19 protein-coding genes are annotated in these 23,488 nt (G+C 46.3%); 10 read left to right on the top strand and 9 right to left on the bottom strand.

From position 1 onward, the window contains the following. Window positions 1-48: 48 nt before the first annotated feature. Window positions 49-1,392 (bottom strand): extracellular solute-binding protein, encoded by a 1,344-nt coding sequence (locus K6Q96_RS08360; protein WP_251879454.1) that lies wholly within the window; start codon window positions 1,390-1,392, stop codon window positions 49-51. A 64-nt stretch (window positions 1,393-1,456) separates the two neighbouring features. Beyond that, complete coding sequence (locus K6Q96_RS08355; protein ID WP_251879452.1) at window positions 1,457-2,554, bottom strand: ABC transporter ATP-binding protein; 1,098 nt, start codon at window positions 2,552-2,554, stop codon at window positions 1,457-1,459. 596 nt (window positions 2,555-3,150) lie between these two features. Between K6Q96_RS08355 and K6Q96_RS08350 the strand changes: the two genes are divergently transcribed. Genes K6Q96_RS08350 through K6Q96_RS08325 form a run of 6 tightly spaced genes read left to right on the top strand, consistent with a single transcriptional unit; the run spans window position 3,151 to window position 9,863 of the window. Beyond that, entirely contained in the window at window positions 3,151-4,206 is a 1,056-nt protein-coding gene (locus K6Q96_RS08350) for a 4-hydroxythreonine-4-phosphate dehydrogenase PdxA (protein ID WP_251879450.1), read from the top strand. Beyond that, a complete protein-coding gene (locus tag K6Q96_RS08345) occupies window positions 4,203-5,375 on the top strand; it encodes an L-rhamnonate dehydratase (protein ID WP_251879448.1) in 1,173 nt (390 codons plus the stop codon). The genes K6Q96_RS08350 and K6Q96_RS08345 overlap by 4 nt, the downstream gene beginning before the upstream one ends. An 8-nt stretch (window positions 5,376-5,383) precedes the next feature. Beyond that, a complete protein-coding gene (gene araD1 / locus K6Q96_RS08340; RefSeq protein WP_251879446.1) occupies window positions 5,384-6,394 on the top strand; it encodes an AraD1 family protein in 1,011 nt (336 codons plus the stop codon). A gap of 11 nt (window positions 6,395-6,405) precedes the next feature. Then, on the top strand, window positions 6,406-7,356 hold the full coding sequence (locus K6Q96_RS08335) for a YncE family protein (protein ID WP_251879444.1): 951 nt from the start codon (window positions 6,406-6,408) through the stop codon (window positions 7,354-7,356). Window positions 7,357-7,358: 2 nt separating this feature from the next. Beyond that, on the top strand, window positions 7,359-8,933 hold the full coding sequence (locus K6Q96_RS08330; protein ID WP_251879442.1) for an aldehyde dehydrogenase (NADP(+)): 1,575 nt from the start codon (window positions 7,359-7,361) through the stop codon (window positions 8,931-8,933). Between the two features lie 24 nt (window positions 8,934-8,957). Next, the gene (locus tag K6Q96_RS08325; RefSeq protein WP_251879440.1) at window positions 8,958-9,863 is read left to right on the top strand and encodes an SMP-30/gluconolactonase/LRE family protein; all 906 of its coding nucleotides are present in this window, start codon (window positions 8,958-8,960) and stop codon (window positions 9,861-9,863) included. Window positions 9,864-9,885: 22 nt separating this feature from the next. On the opposite strand, the gene K6Q96_RS08320 is transcribed toward K6Q96_RS08325, so the two are convergent. The 4 genes from K6Q96_RS08320 to hrpA all read right to left on the bottom strand — a co-directional run bounded on the left by K6Q96_RS08320 (window position 9,886) and on the right by hrpA (window position 16,886). Continuing rightward, the gene (locus K6Q96_RS08320) at window positions 9,886-10,884 is read right to left on the bottom strand and encodes a substrate-binding domain-containing protein (RefSeq protein WP_251879439.1); all 999 of its coding nucleotides are present in this window, start codon (window positions 10,882-10,884) and stop codon (window positions 9,886-9,888) included. Between the two features lie 113 nt (window positions 10,885-10,997). Continuing rightward, window positions 10,998-11,855: a DNA ligase gene (locus K6Q96_RS08315; protein ID WP_251879437.1), complete on the bottom strand. Its 858-nt coding sequence runs from the start codon at window positions 11,853-11,855 to the stop codon at window positions 10,998-11,000. Between the two features lie 176 nt (window positions 11,856-12,031). Further along, window positions 12,032-12,643 carry a murein L,D-transpeptidase catalytic domain family protein gene (locus tag K6Q96_RS08310; protein WP_251879435.1) on the bottom strand — a complete coding sequence of 204 codons (612 nt, stop codon included), beginning with the start codon at window positions 12,641-12,643 and terminating at the stop codon, window positions 12,032-12,034. A gap of 340 nt (window positions 12,644-12,983) precedes the next feature. Beyond that, on the bottom strand, window positions 12,984-16,886 hold the full coding sequence (gene hrpA / locus K6Q96_RS08305) for an ATP-dependent RNA helicase HrpA (RefSeq protein WP_256481835.1): 3,903 nt from the start codon (window positions 16,884-16,886) through the stop codon (window positions 12,984-12,986). Window positions 16,887-17,177: 291 nt separating this feature from the next. Between hrpA and K6Q96_RS08300 the strand changes: the two genes are divergently transcribed. From K6Q96_RS08300 to K6Q96_RS08285, 4 genes are all read left to right on the top strand, one after another. Next, a complete protein-coding gene (locus K6Q96_RS08300; protein WP_251879433.1) occupies window positions 17,178-17,534 on the top strand; it encodes a YibL family ribosome-associated protein in 357 nt (118 codons plus the stop codon). 775 nt (window positions 17,535-18,309) lie between these two features. After that, window positions 18,310-19,146 (top strand): calcium-binding protein, encoded by an 837-nt coding sequence (locus K6Q96_RS08295; protein WP_251879431.1) that lies wholly within the window; start codon window positions 18,310-18,312, stop codon window positions 19,144-19,146. Between the two features lie 328 nt (window positions 19,147-19,474). Continuing rightward, on the top strand, window positions 19,475-19,888 hold the full coding sequence (locus K6Q96_RS08290; RefSeq protein ID WP_251879429.1) for an OsmC family peroxiredoxin: 414 nt from the start codon (window positions 19,475-19,477) through the stop codon (window positions 19,886-19,888). A 132-nt stretch (window positions 19,889-20,020) separates the two neighbouring features. Continuing rightward, window positions 20,021-20,473: a tellurite resistance TerB family protein gene (locus K6Q96_RS08285; RefSeq protein WP_251879427.1), complete on the top strand. Its 453-nt coding sequence runs from the start codon at window positions 20,021-20,023 to the stop codon at window positions 20,471-20,473. Window positions 20,474-20,528: 55 nt separating this feature from the next. Here the strand turns inward: K6Q96_RS08285 and btuD are convergent, their stop codons facing one another. The 3 genes from btuD to K6Q96_RS08270 form a co-directional block, all read right to left on the bottom strand. Further along, complete coding sequence (gene btuD, locus K6Q96_RS08280; RefSeq protein ID WP_251879425.1) at window positions 20,529-21,284, bottom strand: vitamin B12 ABC transporter ATP-binding protein BtuD; 756 nt, start codon at window positions 21,282-21,284, stop codon at window positions 20,529-20,531. Continuing rightward, on the bottom strand, window positions 21,281-22,267 hold the full coding sequence (gene btuC, locus K6Q96_RS08275) for a vitamin B12 ABC transporter permease BtuC (RefSeq protein WP_251879423.1): 987 nt from the start codon (window positions 22,265-22,267) through the stop codon (window positions 21,281-21,283). Before btuC ends, btuD begins: the two co-directional genes overlap by 4 nt. Window positions 22,268-22,330: 63 nt before the next feature. Further along, the gene (locus K6Q96_RS08270) at window positions 22,331-23,380 is read right to left on the bottom strand and encodes a succinylglutamate desuccinylase (RefSeq protein ID WP_251879421.1); all 1,050 of its coding nucleotides are present in this window, start codon (window positions 23,378-23,380) and stop codon (window positions 22,331-22,333) included. Between the last annotated feature and the right edge of the window lie 108 nt (window positions 23,381-23,488).

Below are 23,488 nucleotides of genomic sequence, written 5' to 3'. Positions count from 1 at the left end.
AGTTCCGTTGGATAGTTAGAGGCAGGCGGTTAGCCTGCCCCCCTATTTTTATTGATAAGTGTAATAGCCTGCTTTTTCCATGATCGATTTGGCGGTGTTGTTAGTTCTATCCAACGCCTCCTCGATAGTGATTTCTCCCGTCATCGCTTTGGATAGATTGGTGCCCAACTCAGTATTAATTTGCCCCCATACAGGGATGATTGGTCTCCAGTCGGGGTCTGCGTCCTTGAGCGCCTCTCCGAAAATTTCCATTTGGGGGAATTTAGCGACGACGTCAGGATCTTGGTGGGTAGAGAAGCGTGATGGGTTACCCCCTGCTAGCGCGATCATCTTGTCGGCTTCCTTGGAGGTCAGCCATTGCATCAATAAGAACGCCGCTTCTTTATTTTGAGCATTTTTAGGAATAGCCAGACCAAACCCACCGGTTTGCGAAGCCCTTCGCTCACCCATCGGGTGTTTTGCCCAACCCACTTTACCTACGATTTTTGATTTCTCTGGATCGTCAACTTCTCCAGCCACAATTGTCGTGTCTAGATACATCGCAGCCTTTCCTTGCAAGAAAGCATTTTTCGCTTCAGACAATCCAAACGACGTACCACCTTCGGGGCCACACTCTAGAATTTTCTTAAGTGCTTCAGCGGCTTTGATGCCTTCAGGGCTATTGATGGTGGGATTCCACTCGTCATCGAATATCCTCCCACCCAACGGTGCTAGGTGGAGCAGATAAGCATGAGAGATTTGGTGCCCTGATTTACCGCGTGTCGCTAAGCCAACCATTCCTGGTTCGAGTTCTTGTATTTTACAAGTGGTCTCAAGTAGCTCTTCATAAGTTTCAGGCACTTTAAGGCCATGCTTGTCAAAAATGTCTTTCCTATAGCCAAGTACCGAGGTTTCAGAGCCAAATGGAATACCGAACAAAGCACCTGTAGGGCCCGGTAGGTAACCTTTCTTACCCCCAGCAACACCTACGTTTTGAACGTAGCCATCAATGAGGTCATCGGCATCATAGTTGGGGTCAGACAGCTTTGGATTCATGAAGAAGCGAGCAAGCGGCTCTATCTGGTCAGCTGATACATAGTCAGCTTTTGAGAAAACAACATAAGCGATCAGATCGTAGTCACCTTTCCTTTTTGTAAGCTCCAGTGTTTGCTTCTGGCGCATGGCCAAATACTGAAGTTGGTCGACTTCAACATCGATCCCGGTTTGCTTTTCAAATTCCGGGAGCACCTTCATCACGGCATCATAGTGAGGGTGTGCTGGGAAATTCACGACCAATGTTTCACCCTCATATGGCTTGTAAGGGTTCGCTAGCGAACTGGCCGAAAACATCATTCCTGTGCAAGCCAGCAACGAAATGGCACAACTCTTCAGATTTCTTGCATTCCTTAACATTTCTCCTCCCGCATAACTGCTTGGGGTAATTGGTGAGTAATGAATAACACTTCCCTGTATTCGATCAGTTGTCTGGGTAAAGTGCTTTTTCGGTTTTTGCATCGAAGATATAGAGGTCTGAATACTTGAAGTAGAAATCAACGTACTCGTCTCTCTTAGGCAAACAATCGGATGTGACTTCAATAGCAACCCGGTTGCCGCCGATTTCAGAAACAATGATGGAGTTAGAACCGCAGTACTCTGTAACCAGCACTGGGAGGCTTATTTTGTTCGAGTGTTCCAGAGGCTTTGTAGAAAATGAAGACGGACGAACACCTACATAGACAGATGATGATGGTAGTTGTTTTATTTTATGCTCAAGCACCGGATCTACTTGGAATTGAAAGCCATCACCGTCAATAAAGATCCCGTCTTCTGTTTGCCTTACTTCGCCAGACAAGAAGTTCATTGAAGGCGAACCCATAAAGCCCGCAACAAATTTGTTTACCGGTCGGCAAAAAAGTTCTTCTGGCGTGCCGTGTTGCTGAACATACCCATCGTTCATAACCACAATTCTGTCGCCTAGCGTCATGGCCTCAATCTGATCATGGGTAACGTAGATAATGTTTTTGTTGACCTTTTTTCTCATAAGAATGAGCTCAGCACGCATCTGCGCTCTCAACTTTGCGTCGAGGTTAGAAAGAGGCTCATCCATCAACAACGTAGAAGCATCACGTGCCAAGGCTCTGCCCATAGCAACTCGTTGGCGTTGTCCTCCGGACAATTCGCCTGGTTTCCGATGGAGAAGATGATCAAGACCAAGCATCTCAGAAACGCTTCTTACTCGTTGAGCAATTTCAGCTTTGTCCACTTTGGCAAGACGGAGCGCGAAAGAGAGGTTCTTCTCTACGTTCATGTGTGGATACAGTGCATAGTCTTGAAACACCATGGCAAGGTCTCTGTCTCTCGGCTCTAGTTGGCTTACCTCCCTATCACCGATATAGATATCGCCAGAAGAGACTCTCTCTAAACCGGCAATCATGCGAAGTGTCGTAGATTTGCCACAACCCGATGGGCCGACTAGCACAGTGAACTCGTTATCTTCAAAGGTCAGGTCCAGCCCGTGGATGACTTCGACGTGTTCGTACCGTTTTACGAGTTCTTTAATTCTGATTTGAGGCATGTTCAGTCCTTGAAAATGTAAAAACTAACCCGCGGTCCTTTTGTCACGAAGGGTAAAAGAACCCGTCTACCGCTGAGTCTTCTGACGCCCATAAAAAGAGCCTGAGCCGAACTGGTCTATTAAATGTACCAGAAGAAATCATTTTCAGATCGTCGACTGATCATTTTTTGTTCATAATTAGCTTTCGATCAAACTTGATAACGTAATAGATGAATGATTTATTGCTAATGAGACGATTAATAATATTATTTAATTATTAGTAGCGAAAATTCGATAAATTCAATTTAAAGTCATTTATATCAAACAGATAAGTTATAATAATTAATCTTTCAACGCATATTAGTATTAATGTCATCAGTAAATATCAATAAGTTAGGTGACAAAATATCTTCAAAAATCTACATAAATTGTGGTTAAAACTAGTAAGCGGCTGTCTTTTCACCTTGTCACACAAAATATCAACTGGTACGTTTTAAAGACCATTTAGTGCAAATGTTGCTCACCCAGCAGTAAAAAACACTGCTGAGAACACACCTCACAGAATTCAGCGCGTGTGCGGGAGCCGACAGTGAAACGCGGATAACAGGAAAGAGAGAATGGCGAGAAATGAGCCAATAGTGGCGGTGACATTGGGAGATCCATCAGGTATCGGCCCCGAGTTAGTTGTTAAAAACTTTGCAGACCCTCACTTTGAACGCGGACGATGCAAAATCGTGATAGTCGGAGACGAATGGCTGTTTAGCAAAGCGCAGAAAGACGTCGGTATCGAAATAGACACGGCACAAATCGCCAATATTGACGACCTCGCGCACGCATCTGAAAACACGATTTACTTTCTGCCAATCAACACGATGAACGAAGAATCCTTGCAGGTTGCTGTCGCAAATGAGGCAAGCGGAAGATCAGTACTTGATGCACTTTCTCTCTGTCTCGAGGCCGCCCAAGGCGGAAAGATAGACGCTATCTGCTTCGCCCCACTCAACAAACATGCCATGAAATTGGCAGGAATGGCTTTTGAAGACGAGCTCCATTTTTTCGCGGATTTCCTAGATGTCGATAACTACTTTTGTGAGTTCAATACATTAGATGGAATATGGACATCTAGGATTTCATCACACGTCCCCCTGACAGATATTTCACAGTACATAACGAGTGAACGTATCGTACACGCAGGCTGTTTAATCAGCGATAGCCTCATTAAAGCCGGTATATCCAATCCAAGAATAGCGGTAGCGGCGCTAAATCCACATGGTGGTGATGGTGGTACGTGTGGCAGAGAAGAGATCGACATCATAGCTCCAGCGGTCAGTCTCTTGAAAGAGATGAAAGTCAATGCATACGGCCCATTCCCAGCAGACACCATATTTCTCAAAGTCAGGGACGGTGAATATGATGCAGTTGTCACCATGTACCACGATCAAGGACAGATCGCCATAAAACTGTTGGGCTTTGAAAATGGCGTGACTGTCCAAGGTGGGCTCCCTATTCCTATCACTACCCCGGCTCACGGAACGGCTTTCGATATCGCCGGAGAAAACAAAGCCAACTTTAATGCCATGCGCAAAGCATTCAACTTAGCCTGTGTCATGGGTGAATCACAATTTAGGGAAAATCCTCCTCCAATCGATGATCTCAAAGAGGGAAGCCAATGAAAATTACATCGATAAAAACCCGAGTTTTCGAGTGGAAGGGTCACACTGTTCCACCCGCGTCTAACTTCTGTTCGAACGCAACAGATATGCTTTGGCGTTCAGGCGATTCAATGGGCACATTCCGCTTTCATGATTGGGCGGTAGTGGAGATACAAACAGATACCGGTATTGTCGGCATCGGTAATGTCGCCTTGGCACCGCGCATCGCTAAAAACATCATTGACCATTACCTGGCTCCACTTGTCATCGGTCATGATCCTTTTGACTACGAGCATATTTGGCAAAGCATGTATCGCTCCACCATTGCTTGGGGGCGCAAAGGAATCGGTATGGCCGCCATTTCTGCCATTGATATCGCCATATGGGATGTCATGGGCAAAGCCACGAATAAACCGGTATTTAAACTGCTTGGAGGAAGAACGAAGGAAAAAATCCCTGTTTATGCCTCAAAGCTGTACCGAACTGACTTAGATGAAATGCAAAGAGAAGCGCAGTCTTATCTGGATCAGGGCTTCAACATGATGAAAATGCGTTTCGGCTACGGCCCAAACGACGGCCCTCAAGGCGTTAAACAGAACCTAATGTCCGTTGAAGCAGTTCGGGAAGTTATCGGTTACGACAATGATTTGATGCTGGAATGCTACATGGGTTGGAATCTGGAATACGCGAAGCGCATCTTGCCAAAACTTGAGCGCTTTGAACCGAGATGGTTAGAAGAGCCAGTAATCCCAGATGATATCGACGGTTATGCCGAACTGAATCAGTTGACGAGTATCCCGATTTCCGGTGGAGAGCATGAATTTACCAGTCATGGCTTCAAGCAATTGTTAGACAAGAGAGCAATTTCTGTCATTCAGTACGATACCAATCGCGTCGGTGGTATCACAGCCGCACGTAAAATTAATGCCTTAGCCGAGGTTTATAGCGTACCTGTCATTCCTCACGCGGGGCAAATGCACAATTACCACCTGACGATGTCGACACTGGCGTCTCCTATTGCAGAGTTCTTCCCTGTTCATGATGTAGAAGTTGGTAACGAACTCTTCTACTACATATTTGAAGGCGACCCTGCTCCCGTCAATGGATATCTGGATTTAGATGACAATATGCCTGGGTTGGGCTTGTCAATATCAACCAAATATTTGGACCACTTTAATATCATCGGATAGGTGCCAACATGACCCACTATCGTGTAATCCAATTTCTGTCGAACGAAGGGCCTTGCTTAGCAAAGGTTATTAATGCTGACGAGGTGATACCTCTAAAGAAGACACTGACCACCTATGACGTAGCTTTAATGGCTTTAAAAGGCTCAATACCATTAACATCCTTGATTGACGGTTTGTTGTCGGATAAAGCCATCAGCTATCAGCAACTGATTGATGAAGGTCTGATTCTTCCTCCTTTTCATCATCCGGACGATGCCCACGCCTTTGTCACGGGCACTGGCCTAACTCACTTAGGCAGTGCGGACACACGCTCTTCCATGCACAGCAAAATCCAGCAGGATGAGTCGGCACTGACGGACTCCATGAAGATGTTCAAGATGGGCATAGAAGACGGTATTGCGACAAATACACGTTATGCCTCTCAACCCGAATGGTTTTATAAGGGTAACGGCAGTATTGTCCAAATGCCATTTGGTGCAATGGCCTCCCCCTCTTTCGCGCAAGATGCAGGGGAAGAGCCCGAACTCGTAGGCGCATATATTAATGACAGCCTTGGGAACCCACATCGCATAGGCTTTGCGATAGGAAACGAATTTTCTGACCACGTCACCGAGCGTCACAACTACCTCTGGCTAGCGCATTCCAAGCTCCGGAACTGTAGCTTTGGACCAGAACTTCTGATTGGTGAAATCCCGGAGAGTCTTGAAGGTACCAGCAGGATTATGAGAAATGGCGAAGTCATCTGGGAAAAGCCATTTGTGACAGGCGAGAGCAATATGTCCCATAACATCCGTAATCTTGAACATCATCATTTCAAGTACAGTCTTTTCCGTCATCCCGGTGACGTCAATATACATTTTTTCGGTACGTCTACGCTCAGCTTCGCAGATTCAGTAAAGACGATAGACGGTGACGTGTTTGAAATTGAAGTGCCTGAGTTCGGCAGACCACTGAGCAACAAATTGATGCAGGAAAGCCCAAGTGCAGACTCAGTTGTGATTGTTGATGTGATGTATTAAAGGGATTAGGCATGAATGAAGATATTTTGCTACTGAACCAAAAGAGCGCGCACACAATTGGTTTTTTTGATGTAGAAAGCGGTGAAGCCTTAAAGCAAATAGAGGTAGGCCAGTTTCCTCACGAGTTTGTCGTAGATTCAAAAAAAGAGTTTGCGTATGTGGGCCATTATGGCGTGCAAAACTCTGGGGTGACTGAAGACCATGGCGGTTGTAGTATTTTTGTGATTGATTTGAAAACTCAAGAGCACGTCCACACTATCAGCACATGGCCATATTACCGGATTCACGGTTTAGCGCTTGATAACCAAGACCGCCTTTATGCCATGAGTGAATCCCAAAATGTCATGGTCATTTTTGAATCGCCAAGAACGGCCTCCGCGCCAGATAGAGCGCTGCCTTCTGGTGGCCTCAAAACCCACTTGTTTTCATTAACAAAGGATGGTGATTCCGCTTATTGTCTGAACCTTCTCAGCCATACTGTGACAAAGATTAAACCTTGGGACCCTGTCTTTTCGCCCGTTGCCATGTGTCCGGGTAAAAAGCCCGAGGGTAATTGTTTAACCAGTGATGAAAAGACACTATTTGTGACCAACCGCCTTGATAACCAAGTTGTCGCGGTTGATACAACATCGCTAGAAGTGACTGCGCGGGCAGACACAGGGGCCGATCCCACCAGAGCCTACCTATCTCCTAGCAACCAACTTTATGTCACCAATTACGGCGGTCAGTCCATCAGTATTTTTACCTTAGCACTCGAAAATATAGGGATAATTGACTTACCTGCCGATCCAATTGCTGTCAGCTTCCATCCAACGAGTGGTGATGTTTTTGTTTCATTGACTAATGACACCGTTGCAGTGCTCGATTCGAATAATTTAAACGTGAAGCGATCATTCTCTTGCCTCGCGGAGCCCGACGTTTCAATGGTCCTTCAATCCTCTTCAACTCAAAACGGAGTCTGAGTATGTCTGTAAACGGTGTAATGTTTATTGCTGGCGAAGAAGTCAATGGCCAAACCGGTCAGATGTATTCAATCAATCCTACGACCGCTTTACCTTTTAGTCCTCCCTTCGCGGGTGCCTCCAGTGAACAAGCAATGGGAGCTTGTATAGAAGCAGATAAAGCATTCGAAAGTTATCGGCACACATCACCGAAACATAGGGCGAGATTTCTACGAAAAATAGCTGAAAACATCATGTCGCTCGGTGACGAACTTATAGAACGGGGCACTTTGGAAACAGGTTTACCGCTAGCAAGGCTAGTGGGTGAAAGAGGAAGGACCTGTTCGCAGTTGAACCTCTTTGCAGATGTTCTTGAAAGTGGCAGTTGGCAGAATGTCAGAATTGACTCTGCTCTGCCCGATAGAAACCCACTTCCCCGCCCATACCTTGGTATGACGAAGCTGCCTTTAGGACCAGTGGTTGTTTTTGGTTCCAGTAACTTTCCACTTGCTTTTTCTGTTGCAGGGGGTGATACCGCATCAGCATTGGCGGCTGGATGCCCAGTCATTGTAAAAGGACATCCGGCACACATGGGAGTATCCGAATTAGTTGGGCGATGTATCGCAGAGGCAGTTAAATCATGTGAGTTACACCCCGGGACTTTCTCTTTGGTGTTTGCCAATGGAAACTCCATCGCACATGAGCTTGTTGCTCACCCTAATGTGAAAGCCGTTGGATTCACCGGCTCTCAAGCTGCTGGTCTGGCTTTGATGCAAACAGCACAATCAAGAAAGGAGCCTATTCCAGTCTACGCAGAGATGAGCAGTATTAACCCAGTGGTGTTGATGCCGAAAGCTCTTGAAGCAGACCCTGAAGGTTTAGCTAATCAGTTTGCCGCATCTTTGACGATGGGTGCGGGACAATTTTGTACCAACCCAGGCTTGATACTCGCAACTCCTAGCCCCTCGTTGTCTCTGTTTGTTGAACAAGTAAAGCGGCAACTTATGGACTGTAGTGCTGGGACCATGCTGACGAGTAATATCTTTAAACATTACGACAGTGCGCGAAACACAATGATGGGTCACTCAAAGGTGAACGTAATCGTCGAGGGAAAAGCAGACAGCCCAAACAGTTGTCAGCCCGCGTTTATCGAAGTATCCAGCAGAGCCTTCCTGGAAGACGAAAGCCTACATGCAGAGGTATTTGGGGCTTTTTCCATGCTGGTTATCTGTAAGAACACAACAGATATGATCCAAGTTATTAAACGCCTTGAAGGTCAACTGACGGGCACTGTGCATGCTGGTTCTGATGATGACACTGAGTGTGTTCATGGCATCGTGTCAGCGATGGAGCTCAAAGTTGGGCGAATCCTGTTTAACGGCTTCCCCACTGGGGTTGAGGTATCGAGTGCGATGGTTCACGGCGGTCCTTATCCTTCAACATCGAACAGTCAAACCACATCTGTGGGTACACTCGCGATTGATAGGTTTGTCCGTCCTGTCTGTTATCAAAACGTTCCAGAGGCTTTTCTGCCTGACGAGTTGAAAGCAGATAACCCACTGAATGTCAGTAGAACGATAGATGGTCAGCCAGAATAAAATAAAGAATCAGGATAGTGCTTCATGGATTACACCATTCATTTCGATGATATTTTCGCTGAAGGAAATACACCGCAAAAACTTTGCTCAGGCGTAATATGGGCAGAAGGCCCAGTCTGGCTGAGGAAAACCAATGCGGTACTTTTTAGTGATGTCAAAGGTTGCAAACTCTATCGATGGAGTGAAGCGGATGGCCTCACAATAGAAAAGGACTACTCCCATTTTTCAAACGGGAATTATCTTGACTCAGATGGCAATCTTATCAGTTGCGAACATGGTAGGCGCTGCATCAGCAAAACGACAGCAGACGGCGTCAGCACTATTCTCGTTGATAACTTTGATGGAAAAAGATTGAACAGCCCAAATGACGTCGTGGTTAAGCGAGATGGCAGCATTTGGTTTACGGATCCACCATATGGGATTTTAGGGAATGACGAGGGATTTCAGGCACAAAGCCAGATGATTGGATGTTACGTTTATCGCTTCGACCCGGGAACAGGTGAACTGGATATCATGACGACGGACGTGCAGAGGCCGAATGGCCTCGCTTTCTCGCCGGATGAACAGACGCTGTACGTAGCCGATATGTCGATAGTCGAATTTCCCACCAAGGGCAGACGCGAAATCCGCCAGTTTACTGTCGAAGAAGACGGTTCACTCGGTAAAGGGGATACCCTCTGTATTGTCGAGCCAGGGATCCCAGATGGGTTTCGGGTAGACATTCAAGGGAACATCTTCTGCAGCTGCGATGAAGGAATTGCCGTTTTTACACCAACCGGCGAGAAACTTGGATTAATACCCGTACCTGAGCGGGTCAGTAACTGCACTTTTGGCGGTAACGATCAGTCCTACCTGTTCATCACTGCAACAACGTCACTTTATGGTATCAAACTGAATACGCAGGGAATCCAATACACCCAAACAACATGATTTTTCAGGCCGTTTAGGTTGTTTATAAGCTAAGGCTCTCACCTTCATCAATATCAAAGCCCAGCGGCTCCATGTCAATTTGGGTCCCATGAATTTGACTGAATAAAGCCAGTGCAGCATGTTCGCCAGTTTCTCTATCAGGCGTAATGACACTGGCCAATTTCGGCATCATAGACTGCCCGATATCAAGTGCATGAATACCGGCAATGCCAATTTGCTCTGGAACCGACAACCCCTGATTTTGGCACTCAATCAATACACCTGCAGCCAGCTCATCATCGGTGCAGAAGAAAGCATCGGTATCCGGGTAGCGTTCCAATACCTTAGTCGTCATTTTACGGGCCAAGGACACTGAGGATTCCGCCTTGGCGGTAATACTCCTTGGCGTCAGTCCGGCGTCTTCCATTGCGTCAACATAGCCTTGAAGCTTGCTTGAGGTTCGAATCCCCTTTTTCACATTCAGACAAACAATGTGTTCGAAGCCTCTTTCAACCATCAGGGTGACCATAGAAAATGCCGCCAGTTCGTTATCGATTCCAACGCTTTGGGCTGTTTCAGTTTCCGTCGCATCCATGATTTCGATATAAGGGATACCCGCGGTATGAATCATTTTCAGAGATTTCTCGGTATGGTCGTTGTCAGCCAAGATCAACCCGTCCACATTGAACGAAAGCAAAGACTCAATACGTTGCTGTTCAATCTCTGCCTCATAGCCACCATGAGCCAGCATAACCTGGTAACCGTTTTCTTCTGTAATGGCTTCTATACCAGCGATCACTTGCTGGAAAACAGGATGACGAAGAGAAGGAAGGATGACGCCGAGCGTTTTACTGCTGCGGTTAGAAAGAATATCTGGCACCCGGTTTGGGATGTATCCTAAATCATCGAGAGCGATCTGGATTTTCTCGCCTGTTTTCTTGGCAACTTTTTGTGGATGTTTGAGGTAGCGACTGACGGTCATTTTAGTGACGCCAACGCGCTCGGCCACGTCACTCATGGTAGGACGACGATTCTTTCCCATAGCAATCTCCTCAAAACACTCTTCCAATAAGTTTTTGAGACGATTCAGTTATTCGCCAATAGGAATATGCAAAATGTGACCCATAACATTAACTGTATACACGGTGAATAAAGTTATTGCTTACTGGTATCTACTCTCATAAAACGCGCAAACTTTGGAATGCCATTTTTGGTGAAACCGTTGTGCCGATATGTGATCAGCTCACCCAGCTCTGGCGGGTTTTCCCGTTGAAAATCAGAAAAGCCTGTGCCGATTTTAAACTCCTTCCCATTGGACATTCTCACTACTAATGCGCCCATCCGGCCTTCATGTTTTCCTTTGCCGTCTACATACCCGATCACTTCTGCTTCTGCATCATCAGCCACTTTCATTTTGATGACATTTGCCGAACGCCCGGCCTGATAAATTCCGCTTAGCTTTCTCAGCATCAAACCTTCACCGCCTGCATCATTGATTGTCTCTAGTATTTCCAACAGTGATGCTTTGCTTTCAACAGGTTTGTGTTCAACAAAATCAAGATGAGGAATGTTCAGTCCTTGCGCCATGCTCTTAAACTGCTTGTAGCGAACATCAAAGCTATCCAGGCTGGCAGGAAGGTCGAAGACCATAAATTTCACCTTCCCCCACTCTTTGTCATCAGGTTTGCCATCCATCACCGCCGCCATGGTTTCTTCAAAGCTGTTACGACCGATCCATAGTTCACCTTCCAGTGGTATTTCGGGTAGCGCATCAATAAACCATTTCGGCGCATAGATCAGTTTGCCTTGACGGGTAAAAAGATACTGGCCGCTCCAGTAAGCTCGAATACCATCGAGCTTTTCACTGAACACATAATTTTCCCAGTGACTAATTTCAGACTCTTCAAACGGGATCGCGAGCTGAGGCTTATAATGCAAGCAAGTGGTGGCATGGACATGCTGACTGGTTGTCAGACCTAAACTGAGGGCTAAAAGCAATGGAGCAGGTTTCATGGCATCGACACCATAATTTCAAGAGGTTGAATCCATTTTTCCTCCCGCTCACTCGAATACCAGTTTGAATAAGCGATTTGAGATGTCTCGTCAAAATCTCATTCTGTTGTTGCAGGTACAAACAAAAAAACGGCGCATTCGTCTGAATGCGCCGTTCTTAAATTCGTATTTAAACATCAAGCAAAGGCGTAAATATAAGTGCCGTTCTTGATGGTATTGATCACTTTCTTCGACAAGTAATTTGGTAGCGCCGGACAACCCCAACTGCGACCCAGCTGACCTGTTTTCGCAATCACTTTCGGATGAGCATACGCCGCTCCATGGATCACTATCGCTCGGCGACGTGCGTTGTCGTTCACACCTTTAGACAAACCATCGAGACGCAATGAGTAACCGTGTTTCCCATAGTAAGTCTCCGCAGCACGGAACACGCCGATAGAGGTTTGGCGCGAATTCACCACGTTAGAAAATTTCTTCGCGTATAGCGAGCCGCTGTTCTTGCCATGAGAGACATAAGAAGCGAACAGCACCTTGCGTTTTTCTGCATCAACGACCCAAAAACGTTTTTCTGAAGAAGGTTTGCCGTAGTCAATGAGAGTGAAAACAGATTTTCCTGTTCTGTGTGTGCGGAAGTGATTGTAGGCTTTCTGGAATTTGTCGAAAGATACCTCGTCAGAGAGGCTAAGTTGCCGATACATGGACTGTGCATCTGGCAGAATGGCTGCGAATACGTTCGCAGAAAACAGTAATAAAATGAGCGCAAAAGTCGCTTTCAACGCCTTAAACATAACATTCCCCGTAAATGGTATGTGATTAAAAAATGCGTGCCGAGCAATGCAAATCGGCTAATCCCATTTATGTCATACCAAAATTCGTGCCAGAGCCTTATCTGAAACGATTAATTATATTTTTTCAGTAAGTTAGCTTTATCAGTCTACAAACTGCGCATTCTTCCTTTCGTGCGCAACCTGCATGTGGTCGGTGGAAAAGGCATATGCTTGCCGTTTGTCATCACCTGTATGAAGGAATGTTGCCATAGCGGCAAAAGGTGAGAAAGCCAGCGACAACGCTGGCTTTCTATTTTTATAGATAAGTGCCTCTAAGACGAGGCATGACTGTAAAGCAGAGCTAGATGGCGTCGATAGCGTTCTTGATTCGCTTATCTGAAATCGGATAAGGCGTGCCAAGTTGCTGAGCGAAATAGCTAACGCGAAGCTCTTCAATCATCCATCGGATTTCTTTCACTGACTCAGGAACACGCTGCCCTTTCGGGATTTTGTTCAGCAGCTCTTTATAGTCGTTAGTGACAGATTCAATCTTGAGGATGTGCAGACGATCTTTGTTAGGATCAATCGGCAATTTCTCCAAACGACGCTCTACCGCATTCAGATAACGCTGAATGTCCGGCAGACGTTTCGAGCCACATTCGGTCGCAAACCCTTTGAAGATCAAGCTTTCTACCTGAGCTTTGATATCCGACAGGGCGAACGCCATGGTGAAATCGATTTTACCTTTCAGCTTCTTATTGATGCTGAATGCCGTCGTCAGGATCTGCTCTACCTGCTTGGCGATTTCCACCACAGTGTCACCCAGTTCTGCACGAACATATTCTTTCAGCGCTTCAAACTCTTCAGGTTGCCACTTCAAACCGCCCTGCGACTCAATCAACTTATCGACACCACAGGCAATGCAGTCATCAATCAAATCCAGTACGCGGCCGTACGGGTTGAAGTACAAGCCGAGTTTGGACTTGTTCGGCAAGTTGTCGTGCAGGTATTTGATTGGCGATGGTACGTTCAGCAGGATCAGTCGACGCTGACCCTGTTGCATGGCCTGTCGCTGCTCTTCTTCAGTTTCGTAAAGCTTAATGCCCACCGAATCTTTGTTATCAACAATCGCCGGGAAAGCTTTTACCTCAAAGCCACCGCGTTTTTGCTGATACATTTTCGGCAACGTACCAAAGCTCCAGGTGGTCAGCCCTTGTTGCTCGATATCATCATCCGCAACCTGTGACAAGGTTTCCTGAACCTTCTCTTTCAAGCCATCTTTCAGCTCATACAAATCGTAGCTTTCATTCAGCTTGCGATTCTTATGATCCACCGCGCGATAGGTGATCTTTAAATGCTCAGGCAACTGGTCCAGCTGCCAGTTTTCTCGAAGCACGGTCACGCCAGTCATGCGTTTGAGCTCTTTCTCCAGCGCATCTAACAACGGCATTTCCATTGGTATAACACGCTGCAGGAATGCAGACGCATAGTTTGGCGCTGGTACGAAGTTACGTCGTAACGTCTTGGGCAGCGATTTAATAAGTGCAACAATCAGCTCGTGGCGTAATCCCGGGATTTGCCAATCAAACCCTTCAGGTTCAATCTGGTTCAACACTGGCAAAGGAATGTGAACCGTCACACCATCGTGATCTTCACCTGGTTCAAACTGATAACTCAGCTTGAGCTTCAGATTGCCTTGATGCCAGAAGTTTGGGTAATCCAGCTCAGTCACATGGCTGGCATCGCCTGCCAGCAGCATGGCTTTCTCGAAGTTCAGCTTTTCTGGTTCATCCCTGCTGGCTTTCTTCCACCAGCTGTCGAAATGACGACCGGAAACTACGGTATGTTCGATACGCTGATCGTAGAACTCGTAGAGCGTGTCATCATCAACCAGAATATCGCGGCGACGTGATTTCTTCTCAAGCTCCTCGACTTCCGCCAGCATTTTACGGTTCTGATGGAAGAACTTATGTTTGGTATCCCAATCCCCTTCCACCAGTGCAGAGCGGATAAAGATCTCACGGCTGACAACCGAATCGATGCTGCCGTAATTGACCTTACGTTTTGGAACGATAGGAATGCCGTAGAGCATGACTTTCTCGAACGCGAAAACCGCAGCCTGCTTCTTCTCCCAGTGCGGTTCGGAGTAGCTGCGCTTGATAAGATGTTTTGCCAGCGGCTCTACCCATTCAGGCTGGATCTTGGCGGCAACACGACCCCAAAGCTTGGAGGTTTCGACCAGCTCGGCGACCATCACCCACTTCGGTTGCTTCTTGAAGATGCCAGATCCTGGGAAAATATTGAAACGGGCATTACGCGCACCCTGATACTCGTTTTTCTCCTGATCTTTCAAACCAATATGAGAGAGCAGACCAGCCAGCAGTGACATATGAATGGACTGATAATCAGACGGTTCCTGATTAATCTTGAAGCCCAACTCATTCACCACCTGACGAATTTGGTAATGGACATCCTGCCACTCACGAACACGAAGGTAGTTCAGATAGTCTTTCTTACACTGCTTGCGGAATTGGTTTCCAGACAGAGCCTTTTGCTGCTCTTTGATATGTTCCCAAAGATTCACATAAGCGAGGAAATCTGATTCTTTGTCATTAAAGCGGCGATGCTTTTCATCAGACTGCTGCTGTTTATCAGATGGACGCTCACGCGGATCCTGAATTGACAGCGCTGACGCAATGACCATGACTTCATGCAATGACCCTAGACGGGCTGATTCCAGCACCATACGCGCCAAACGCGGGTCGATTGGCAAACGTGCCAGATTACGTCCCGTTTCGGTCAGACGTTTGTGGTCATCGCCTTTTTTAACTTCTTTCAGCGCACCAAGTTCTTCAAGCAGACGAACACCGTCAGAAATGTTGCGGCTATCAGGCGGCTGAACGAATGGAAAGGCAGAAATATCACCCAGACCAATCGCCGTCATTTGAAGAATAACGGACGCCAGGTTGGTACGCAGAATTTCCGGATCGGTAAACTCAGGACGCGACAGGAAATCTTCTTCTGAGTATAAGCGAATACAGATACCGTCAGATACACGACCACATCGACCTTTACGCTGGTTCGCACTCGCCTGAGAAACGGGTTCAATAGGCAAGCGCTGAACCTTGGTCCGGTAGCTGTAACGCGAAATACGCGCCGTACCCGGGTCAATCACGTACTTAATGCCAGGAACCGTCAGCGAGGTTTCTGCAACGTTGGTTGCCAGAACAATGCGTCGACCAGAGTGGGACTGGAACACACGATTTTGCTCTGCCGATGACAGACGTGCATAGAGCGGTAAAATCTCGCAATCACGCAGATTGCGTTTATTCAACGCATCAGCCGTATCACGGATTTCACGCTCACCGTTCATGAAGATCAGAATATCGCCCGGACCTTCGTCATGCAGTTCATCGACTGCATCGAAAATTGCCTGAAGCTGGTCACGATCAGTATCTTCACTGTCTTCAATTAGAGGACGGTATCGCACTTCCACAGGATAGGTACGGCCAGAGACTTCGATAATCGGCGCGCCACGGAAGTGGTTAGAAAAACGCTCAGGATCGATGGTTGCTGATGTGATGATCAGTTTGAGATCCGGGCGCTTTGGCAGCAGCTGTTTCAGGTAACCAAGGATGAAGTCAATGTTCAGACTGCGTTCGTGCGCTTCATCGATGATAATGCAGTCATATTGATTCAGGAAACGGTCATGCTGGATTTCCGCCAGCAGAATACCGTCCGTCATGAGTTTTACGCGCGACTCTTCCGATACCTGATCGTTGAATCGAACTTTATAACCGACCGTTTTACCCAGTTCGGTTTCTAGCTCTTCTGCAATACGGGTTGCTACTGAGCGTGCAGCCAGACGGCGGGGCTGTGTATGGCCAATGACGCCTGATACACCAAGTCCCAGCTCCATACAGATTTTAGGCAACTGTGTGGTTTTACCTGAACCGGTTTCACCGGCAACAATGACTACCTGATTGTTGGCAATCGCCTCTGCAATGTCGTCTTTTTTCTGACTGACTGGCAATTGCTCAGGGAAAGTAATGTTTGGCTTATTCGCCAAGCGCTGCATACGAACGTGCATCGACTTAGCGATGTCCAGTGCGATCTCATCGAAGACAGCCTGACGGGCTTCGTCTTTCTTAATGCGTTGTGCTCCCTTGATGCGTTTGCTGAGACGAAACTTGTCTTTCAGCATGCAATCATTAAGCGCAGCGAAAAGCGTTTTAGCGTTGTTTTGATGGATTGAAGCGGTCAAATCGATATCCAAAGAAATGCTGTTTGAAGAAAATCCACTCACGATACGAGCGTAAGACTCGATAAGGCTCAGTACCGTTTGAAAAATTGCGAAGATTCTACCACAACACGCTGCAAGCTCGATCTTCAATCTTACTTCCAGATTCTCTAGAACATTGAGCCGTTTGCTGATGACGTTTGATCGATGCTGTTTTCATTTCCGCAAGGACGAGCGCATAAGAAGCTTGGCTATACCATCTTTCTTTGCGTGTGGTACACTCCGCGCCCAAGTCAATCTGAGTGGTCGATTACCATGAGCATTAAACAAGAACTACAACAACTGAAAAACCGTCTGAACAAAAGCCAAGTAAAACTTGATGCCGCTAAGTCTCGTGGTGACGACATGATGGTGACCAAATTCACTAACGACATCGAAGATTTGAACAAAAAAATTAGCCAATTGACTCATAAGCAAAGCTTCACGTTGAATAAAGAACGTAAAGCGCTGCTTGATATGCCTTTTTCTCGCGAAATTACTAAGCAAGAGCAAGCTGACATGGGCAAACTAAAGAAATCTGTACGTGGCTTGGTTATCGTTCATCCACTGACAAAGCTGGGCAAGGAATTGAAATTGGGGGTCGTTACAGGTTTTGCACCCAAGCAATTCTGATTTGGACGCCCAGAAAAATCATATCGTTTTCTTGAAAAGCCGGGCTCTTGCCCGGCTTTTCAATATTAATTGCCGTCAGTGTAAATCCAGCTTATACCCAACCATTCGATGATCTGAGAAAACGTCTTTTCCGCTACCAAACAGCCCAATGCGCTTATCGTTCATCAGCAATCTCCCAGGTTCACAAGTCGCGGGCCAGTAAACCCCATCGCCCCCAACTTTTATACTGGACGATTGATCCGCGGACCAAATGTGCTGGTCACTCACTCTGGATATGGAACATCATTAACCTCTTCAGCAGCATCCATACTTGTTGGTGCATACTTTCCCACTGTTGCGTCTTAGGTTCCTTCATCTCTCCTGACCGTGGCATCGTTACTAATCAACTGCGTTTACATTTGGACACTGGGCGTCAACCAATGAGCCGCCTAATTCCTTATCGTTGGTAATAATTTTTCAAACCACTGACATCCGGAAGCAAATCGAAAGTATTGGGAAAAGGGTTAATGAACCGTAAATTATTCAAGAATTAAAACAGACGTTGTTAAATTAATTGTCACTCATTTAAATTAAGCGAATTAATATTTTCGAAACAACAAACATTCCACACCCAATGAATCTCAAAAATGAAAGATTCCGTCTTATATTCAACTCATCCGTTCCAATCCAATATTTATGGGATGAAATAAAAAAATTAATGTTTAATAACGCATAGAATTAATTTCGTACCTACCTTTTCATCTAATAGAGAACATAGAATATTCAGGAGATAAAGATGACAACCATATATGGAATTGAGTTCGACTATGTGAAGTTTGGTACAGAAGATGATGACACCCTGAACGGTGATAATGGCAATGGGTTTATCAATGGCTTCGACGGCTCCGATACCATGATTGGCTTTGGTGGCGGCGATTTGATCTTGGGCGATAATATCCCTCTTGAGGACTATTTTGATGTCGACAGTCAGGCATTTCAAGACACCGTGTCGACGCTGTATCAGTCTATTCAGGGAAAGGATTTTTCTGGGACCACACCTTCAGATGTTGAGTACGCATTAACAGGAATCCAGGACTTTCTCATTGAGAATCAGAATCTTCTTACCCTGCTTGCAACACAGGGGGATGACGACACTCTTATTGGTGGAGCTGGTAACGACATTCTCTGTGGCGGTGCGGGCGATGATGTCGTTAGGGGTGGAACAGGCCAAGATATTTTAATTGGTTTAGCTGGTGATAATGTGCTTCTTGGCGGCGATGGTGATGATGTCATTGTGGGTGGTATTGGAAATGACCGCTCATTTGGCGATACCGGCAATGACTTTTTGATTGGTACCAGTGGCTCAGATTTGTATTTTGGTGGAGAAGGCGCAGATTACTTCATTTTCACCACTTTACTCGACGGGGCGGTCAGTAAAGACCGTATCGTAGACTTTGAGCAAGGCGTTGATAAAGTGGTGCTATTTAATGTCGCCAATAGTTTTGAAGATTTGAAGATAACTCAACGCGGTCCAACGGTTGAGCTTCAAATCGGTGAAGAGCACTCCATAGTTCTAAACAACTCCCAGCTGGATGAGTTTTCAAGTGATGATTTTATGTTCTACAACAGTTAAATCACGTTAAACAAGAAAACTCCTGCGTCTACGACTTTAGGATAATGTCTTTATAATGAGAACATAAGTCCCTAGCAAATATGGCGAAATAGATCGTACTGAGTCCGAAATCAGTTTTGTAGTGCGGTCGTCTGCCAATACTACCTTGCGCGCTTTACAGCGCGCATTTTTTATTCTCCACCGACATATTTTTTCTCTCCCCTCAGGCAACATTTCATTGGTTGTTACCCACCTCTTAAATCGGGAGAATCTTACTGCACGATAAAGTGAGTGGGTTGTTATCCCGTTAGTACCACTTGACTGGGTAAATTTAAATAAGGAGAAGAAAATGCCAACACAAAAAGCCAATGCAGTATGGGAAGGTACCTTAAAGTCAGGTAAAGGCGTGATGAAATACGGTGATGTTACTGGGCCGTTTACTTTCGCTTCCCGATTTGAAAATGGTGAAGGTACCAACCCTGAAGAACTGATAGGTGCAGCTCACGCTGGATGCTACTCCATGTTTCTCTCTGCTCTGCTATCGGAAAAAGGCTTGGTTCCAACCATTTCTACACAAGCCAAAGTTCACTTGGGTGATGACGATGGCCCCAAAATCACGCTTATCGAATTGGAATCGCACGTGTCTGCTGATGGCCTTGAAGACAGCGTACTTCAAGAGTTGGGCTCAATTGCAAAGCAGAAATGTCCGGTGTCCCGCTTGGTAACCGGCGCTGAGGTAACACTTAAATTGACGCTCGGTTAACTTCAAGTGGCGCTCATTGTTAGGTATTTTACGGTGAGCGTCATTGTGAGTTCGCTTTGTAAATACAGTTTACATAGCCTTTCTTTGTCGCATACTCTTTGATTAGACAAGAAATCAGGAGATATGACGGCTATGTTTTCAAAACTGTCTTCGATTCTAAAAGAAGTGTTTTCCGAAGAAGGTGGCAGTGCCACCTCAAATGAAATGCGCTATCAACGAGCAATGGCGGGTTTGCTTTGCGAAGTTGCAGGCGCTGACCACCAACTCGACCCTCGAGAAGAAGCAGCCAAAGTCAGCCTACTCTGCTCATTGCTGGATGTTGATGAAAAGGAAGCCAGCCTCTTGGTAGAAGAAGCCCTAGGAGATAGCGAACACTCAGTTTCGCTTTATGACTACACGGACAAGTTGCGTCAATTAGAACAAAGCCAACGCTACGACTTGGTCAAGGCGATGTGGGAAGTGGCGTATGCAGATGGTGAGCTGGATCCACTGGAGGACTCAGTGATCCGCAAAACCGCTGAACTGCTATATCTGGACCATGCATTGTTTATTAAAGCAAAGCTGGAGGTGACTGGGCAGCAGTAATTGCCGTTTCTCCAAAGTTACTATCACAGACGCACGTATAGGTCCTACATCCCATTTACTGGGTAAGTATCAATACTTGCCCATCAACTTCCACACGACGAAGTTGAGCACCGAATGTTTCCTCAAGGGTTTCCACATTCATCACGTCACTGGGTATACCTTGATCAACAATATGGCCGTTTTTGAGCAATACGACTCGGTCAGCATCGGATAATGTTCGGTTGATATCATGATTAGACATCACCACCGCAATCCCCTTATCTGCAATCTTTCGGACGATTTTGTACATTACGCTTTGCTGCGCAATGTCCAATGCCGTGGCGGGCTCATCAAGTATCAGTAGTTTTCCTTCGGGGTTGATATCCGGCCAAATCTGCAAACACACACCAGCTAGACGGACACGCTGCCATTCACCACCGGAGAGCTGCTCCGTGCTGCGGTTTAGCTTGTCTGATATCCCCAATACTTCGCAAACCTCAATAACTGCGTGCTCCGCTGATGATGGGGCGAGCTGTGGAATGGCTGACAAACTCAGGTTTAGATACTGATAAACACCAATAGCAAAAGCGGGTTTCTGTTGCTGGCTGAGGTAGGCGCGTTGACGAGCAAGAGACATGCTGTCGATTTCGGATAAATCTTCTTTATCCAACTCAACACTTCCCTGTCCTTCAATCAGGCCCGAAAGGAGCTCTAGCAGAGTACTTTTTCCACTCCCATTGGGCCCCAACAGATGAACGATCTCACCTTTATCGACGTTGAAATTCAGTGGTAAGAGGCGCGTGCCTAGCGCAATGTTTTTTGCATTGATCATACGCGTCTCATCAACATCCAAATAAACAGAGGTGCGCCTATAGAAGTCGTCACAGCGCCGACTGGTAACTCAGCTTCTGCAATTGCCATACGTCCAATCGTATCTGCAACTAGCATCAAAGCTGCCCCAGAGACTGCTGACAGAGGTAAAAGAAACTTGTTCTCTGTTCCCAACCACAAACGAAGAAAATGAGGCACGACCAAGCCGACAAAACCAATGACGCCAGCCATCGCGACCGAAGCACCAACCAATAAGCTGACTAATAGAATCAAACGCCACCTTAATGCATCTGTATCCAACCCAAGTTGTTTGGCTTGCATTTCTCCAAGCATCATCAAATCGAGCTTCTTGCCTTGAAAGCAAAGCCAAGCAAGAGCAGGAAAGACTAAAACAGTCAGCGTCAACTGAGGCCAATGCACTCCAGACAGACTTCCCATCAACCAATACATCAGCTGACGCAAATTCAGGTCAGAACTGAAATAGAACGCCCAGGTGACAATAGCACCAGAGAGAATACCGAGTGCAACACCAATCAATAATAGCCTTGCTGTAGACATGGCTCGTCTTCTTGCCAACATGACAAGAATGGCTGTAAACGCGAGCGCACCGGCCATCGCTGCGCTCATTAGTCCATAAGACGTAGCAAGCGCAGGAAACAGAAACATGACAACAACCAGGGCAAGACTCGCACCGCCAGAGATACCCAGTACGCCAGGCTCCGCCAAGGGGTTTCCCAGTAAAACCTGTAATACACCACCTGATACTGCTAATGATGCGCCAATCACTACTGCGGCGATGACGCGGGGTACACGTAGCTCGATCAACAGTTGTTGCTCCAAAGGAGAACTTAATGAGAGTGGCGATATCCAGATTTCGCCAGCAGACAATGACAGCAGCACACTAACAGTGAGAAGGCATATTGAGATGATAAGTGCAGCATGCCAGCGCCTTTCCCGACGCTGGACAAGTTGAAGTAAATGCATGGTTTTCGGGTTTTAATCGCGATTGCCGCCAACCATACATAGAACAGATGAAAATGAAAAGCGCTAACTGAAGGCGACAGGTCCGGGATCGCGTTCTACGTTGACGTAGAGCGGTTCTGACAGATTCGGTTCAAAAGGTTGAACCAACAATGCAGCACGTTGCCCTATCGCAACTTTTGAATTCGGAAATACTACTGCTTCACCGCCTGCGATAGCTGAATATACAGTCCCGTTTTCCTCCGCTAACTGCTCACCTTCAGCAAAGTATGTAAAGTTTGCCGCATCATCGCTAAAAGCAAGATTAAAGGCTTCACTTGTTTTGGTGATGGTTCGCGTCACTTTATAGTTGGAGAACCCTTTTTCTTTAGAAGGTGCCGGAAGGGTCTCTCCGCACAGCAACGCAACCAATGCATCACGCAATGGTTTAAACTCTTCCATATTATTCTCATACAAACGGGCAACACGGCCCATTTCAAAGGTCGCTGCCAATGCGCCGAACTTTTCTGCACTGTACCAACTGAACGTTGATGAAGGCGTTCGGCTCAGCATAACAGCATCCATGTGCGACGCTTTCAGAAAGCTTACAAGCGGCCTGATATCCGTAACTTTGGTTGACGCAGGTACAACACCAAACATGTAGTGCTCAGACGCCCTAATGGCACTGTGCAAGTCAAAGTGCCATGGCTCTTCAGTACCCTTCTTAAAGAAAGTCTGCACTTGTTCTTGTAGATTATTTGCAAGCTGGCACTCTTTGTTTCTCAAAGGATTGGTGTCAGCAAACAAACGGTTCAGATTTTCCTCAATAAAGCGTGTGTGAGCATGAATGGCATCTGGATGGGCAATAATAAACAGTAAACGAGATGTAGGCTGAAATGCTTCATCGAGAATACTGGAAACCAAGTCGTCCACAAGCTCGATAGGTGCTGTTTCGTCACCATGAATACCCGACGATATCACAATGGCTTTATCAGACACTGGTGGTGTAATTTCAACAACGCCAATCGCGTTGTGTCTGACAATGACACCGTTGGAAAGCGTGATGCTGTTGGGAGTAAATATTTTGGGTGGAAATAGCGTGTGCTTTAGAAAGCCCCCGGAGAGTTGACTATCCATTTCAAGCTGTCCTTTTTGATTATTTTGTTTTATGTGTTCTTCTCGTATCTGACCCCCAATATACAAATTAAACACTCTGATAACAAACGCAATTAGACGCCTATATCG

Source organism: Grimontia kaedaensis, from assembly GCF_023746615.1.
GTDB classification, from domain to species: Bacteria; Pseudomonadota; Gammaproteobacteria; order Enterobacterales; family Vibrionaceae; genus Enterovibrio; species Enterovibrio kaedaensis.
Note: the sequence above shows the minus strand (reverse complement) of the source record. Positions and strands in the feature narration are given on the sequence as shown.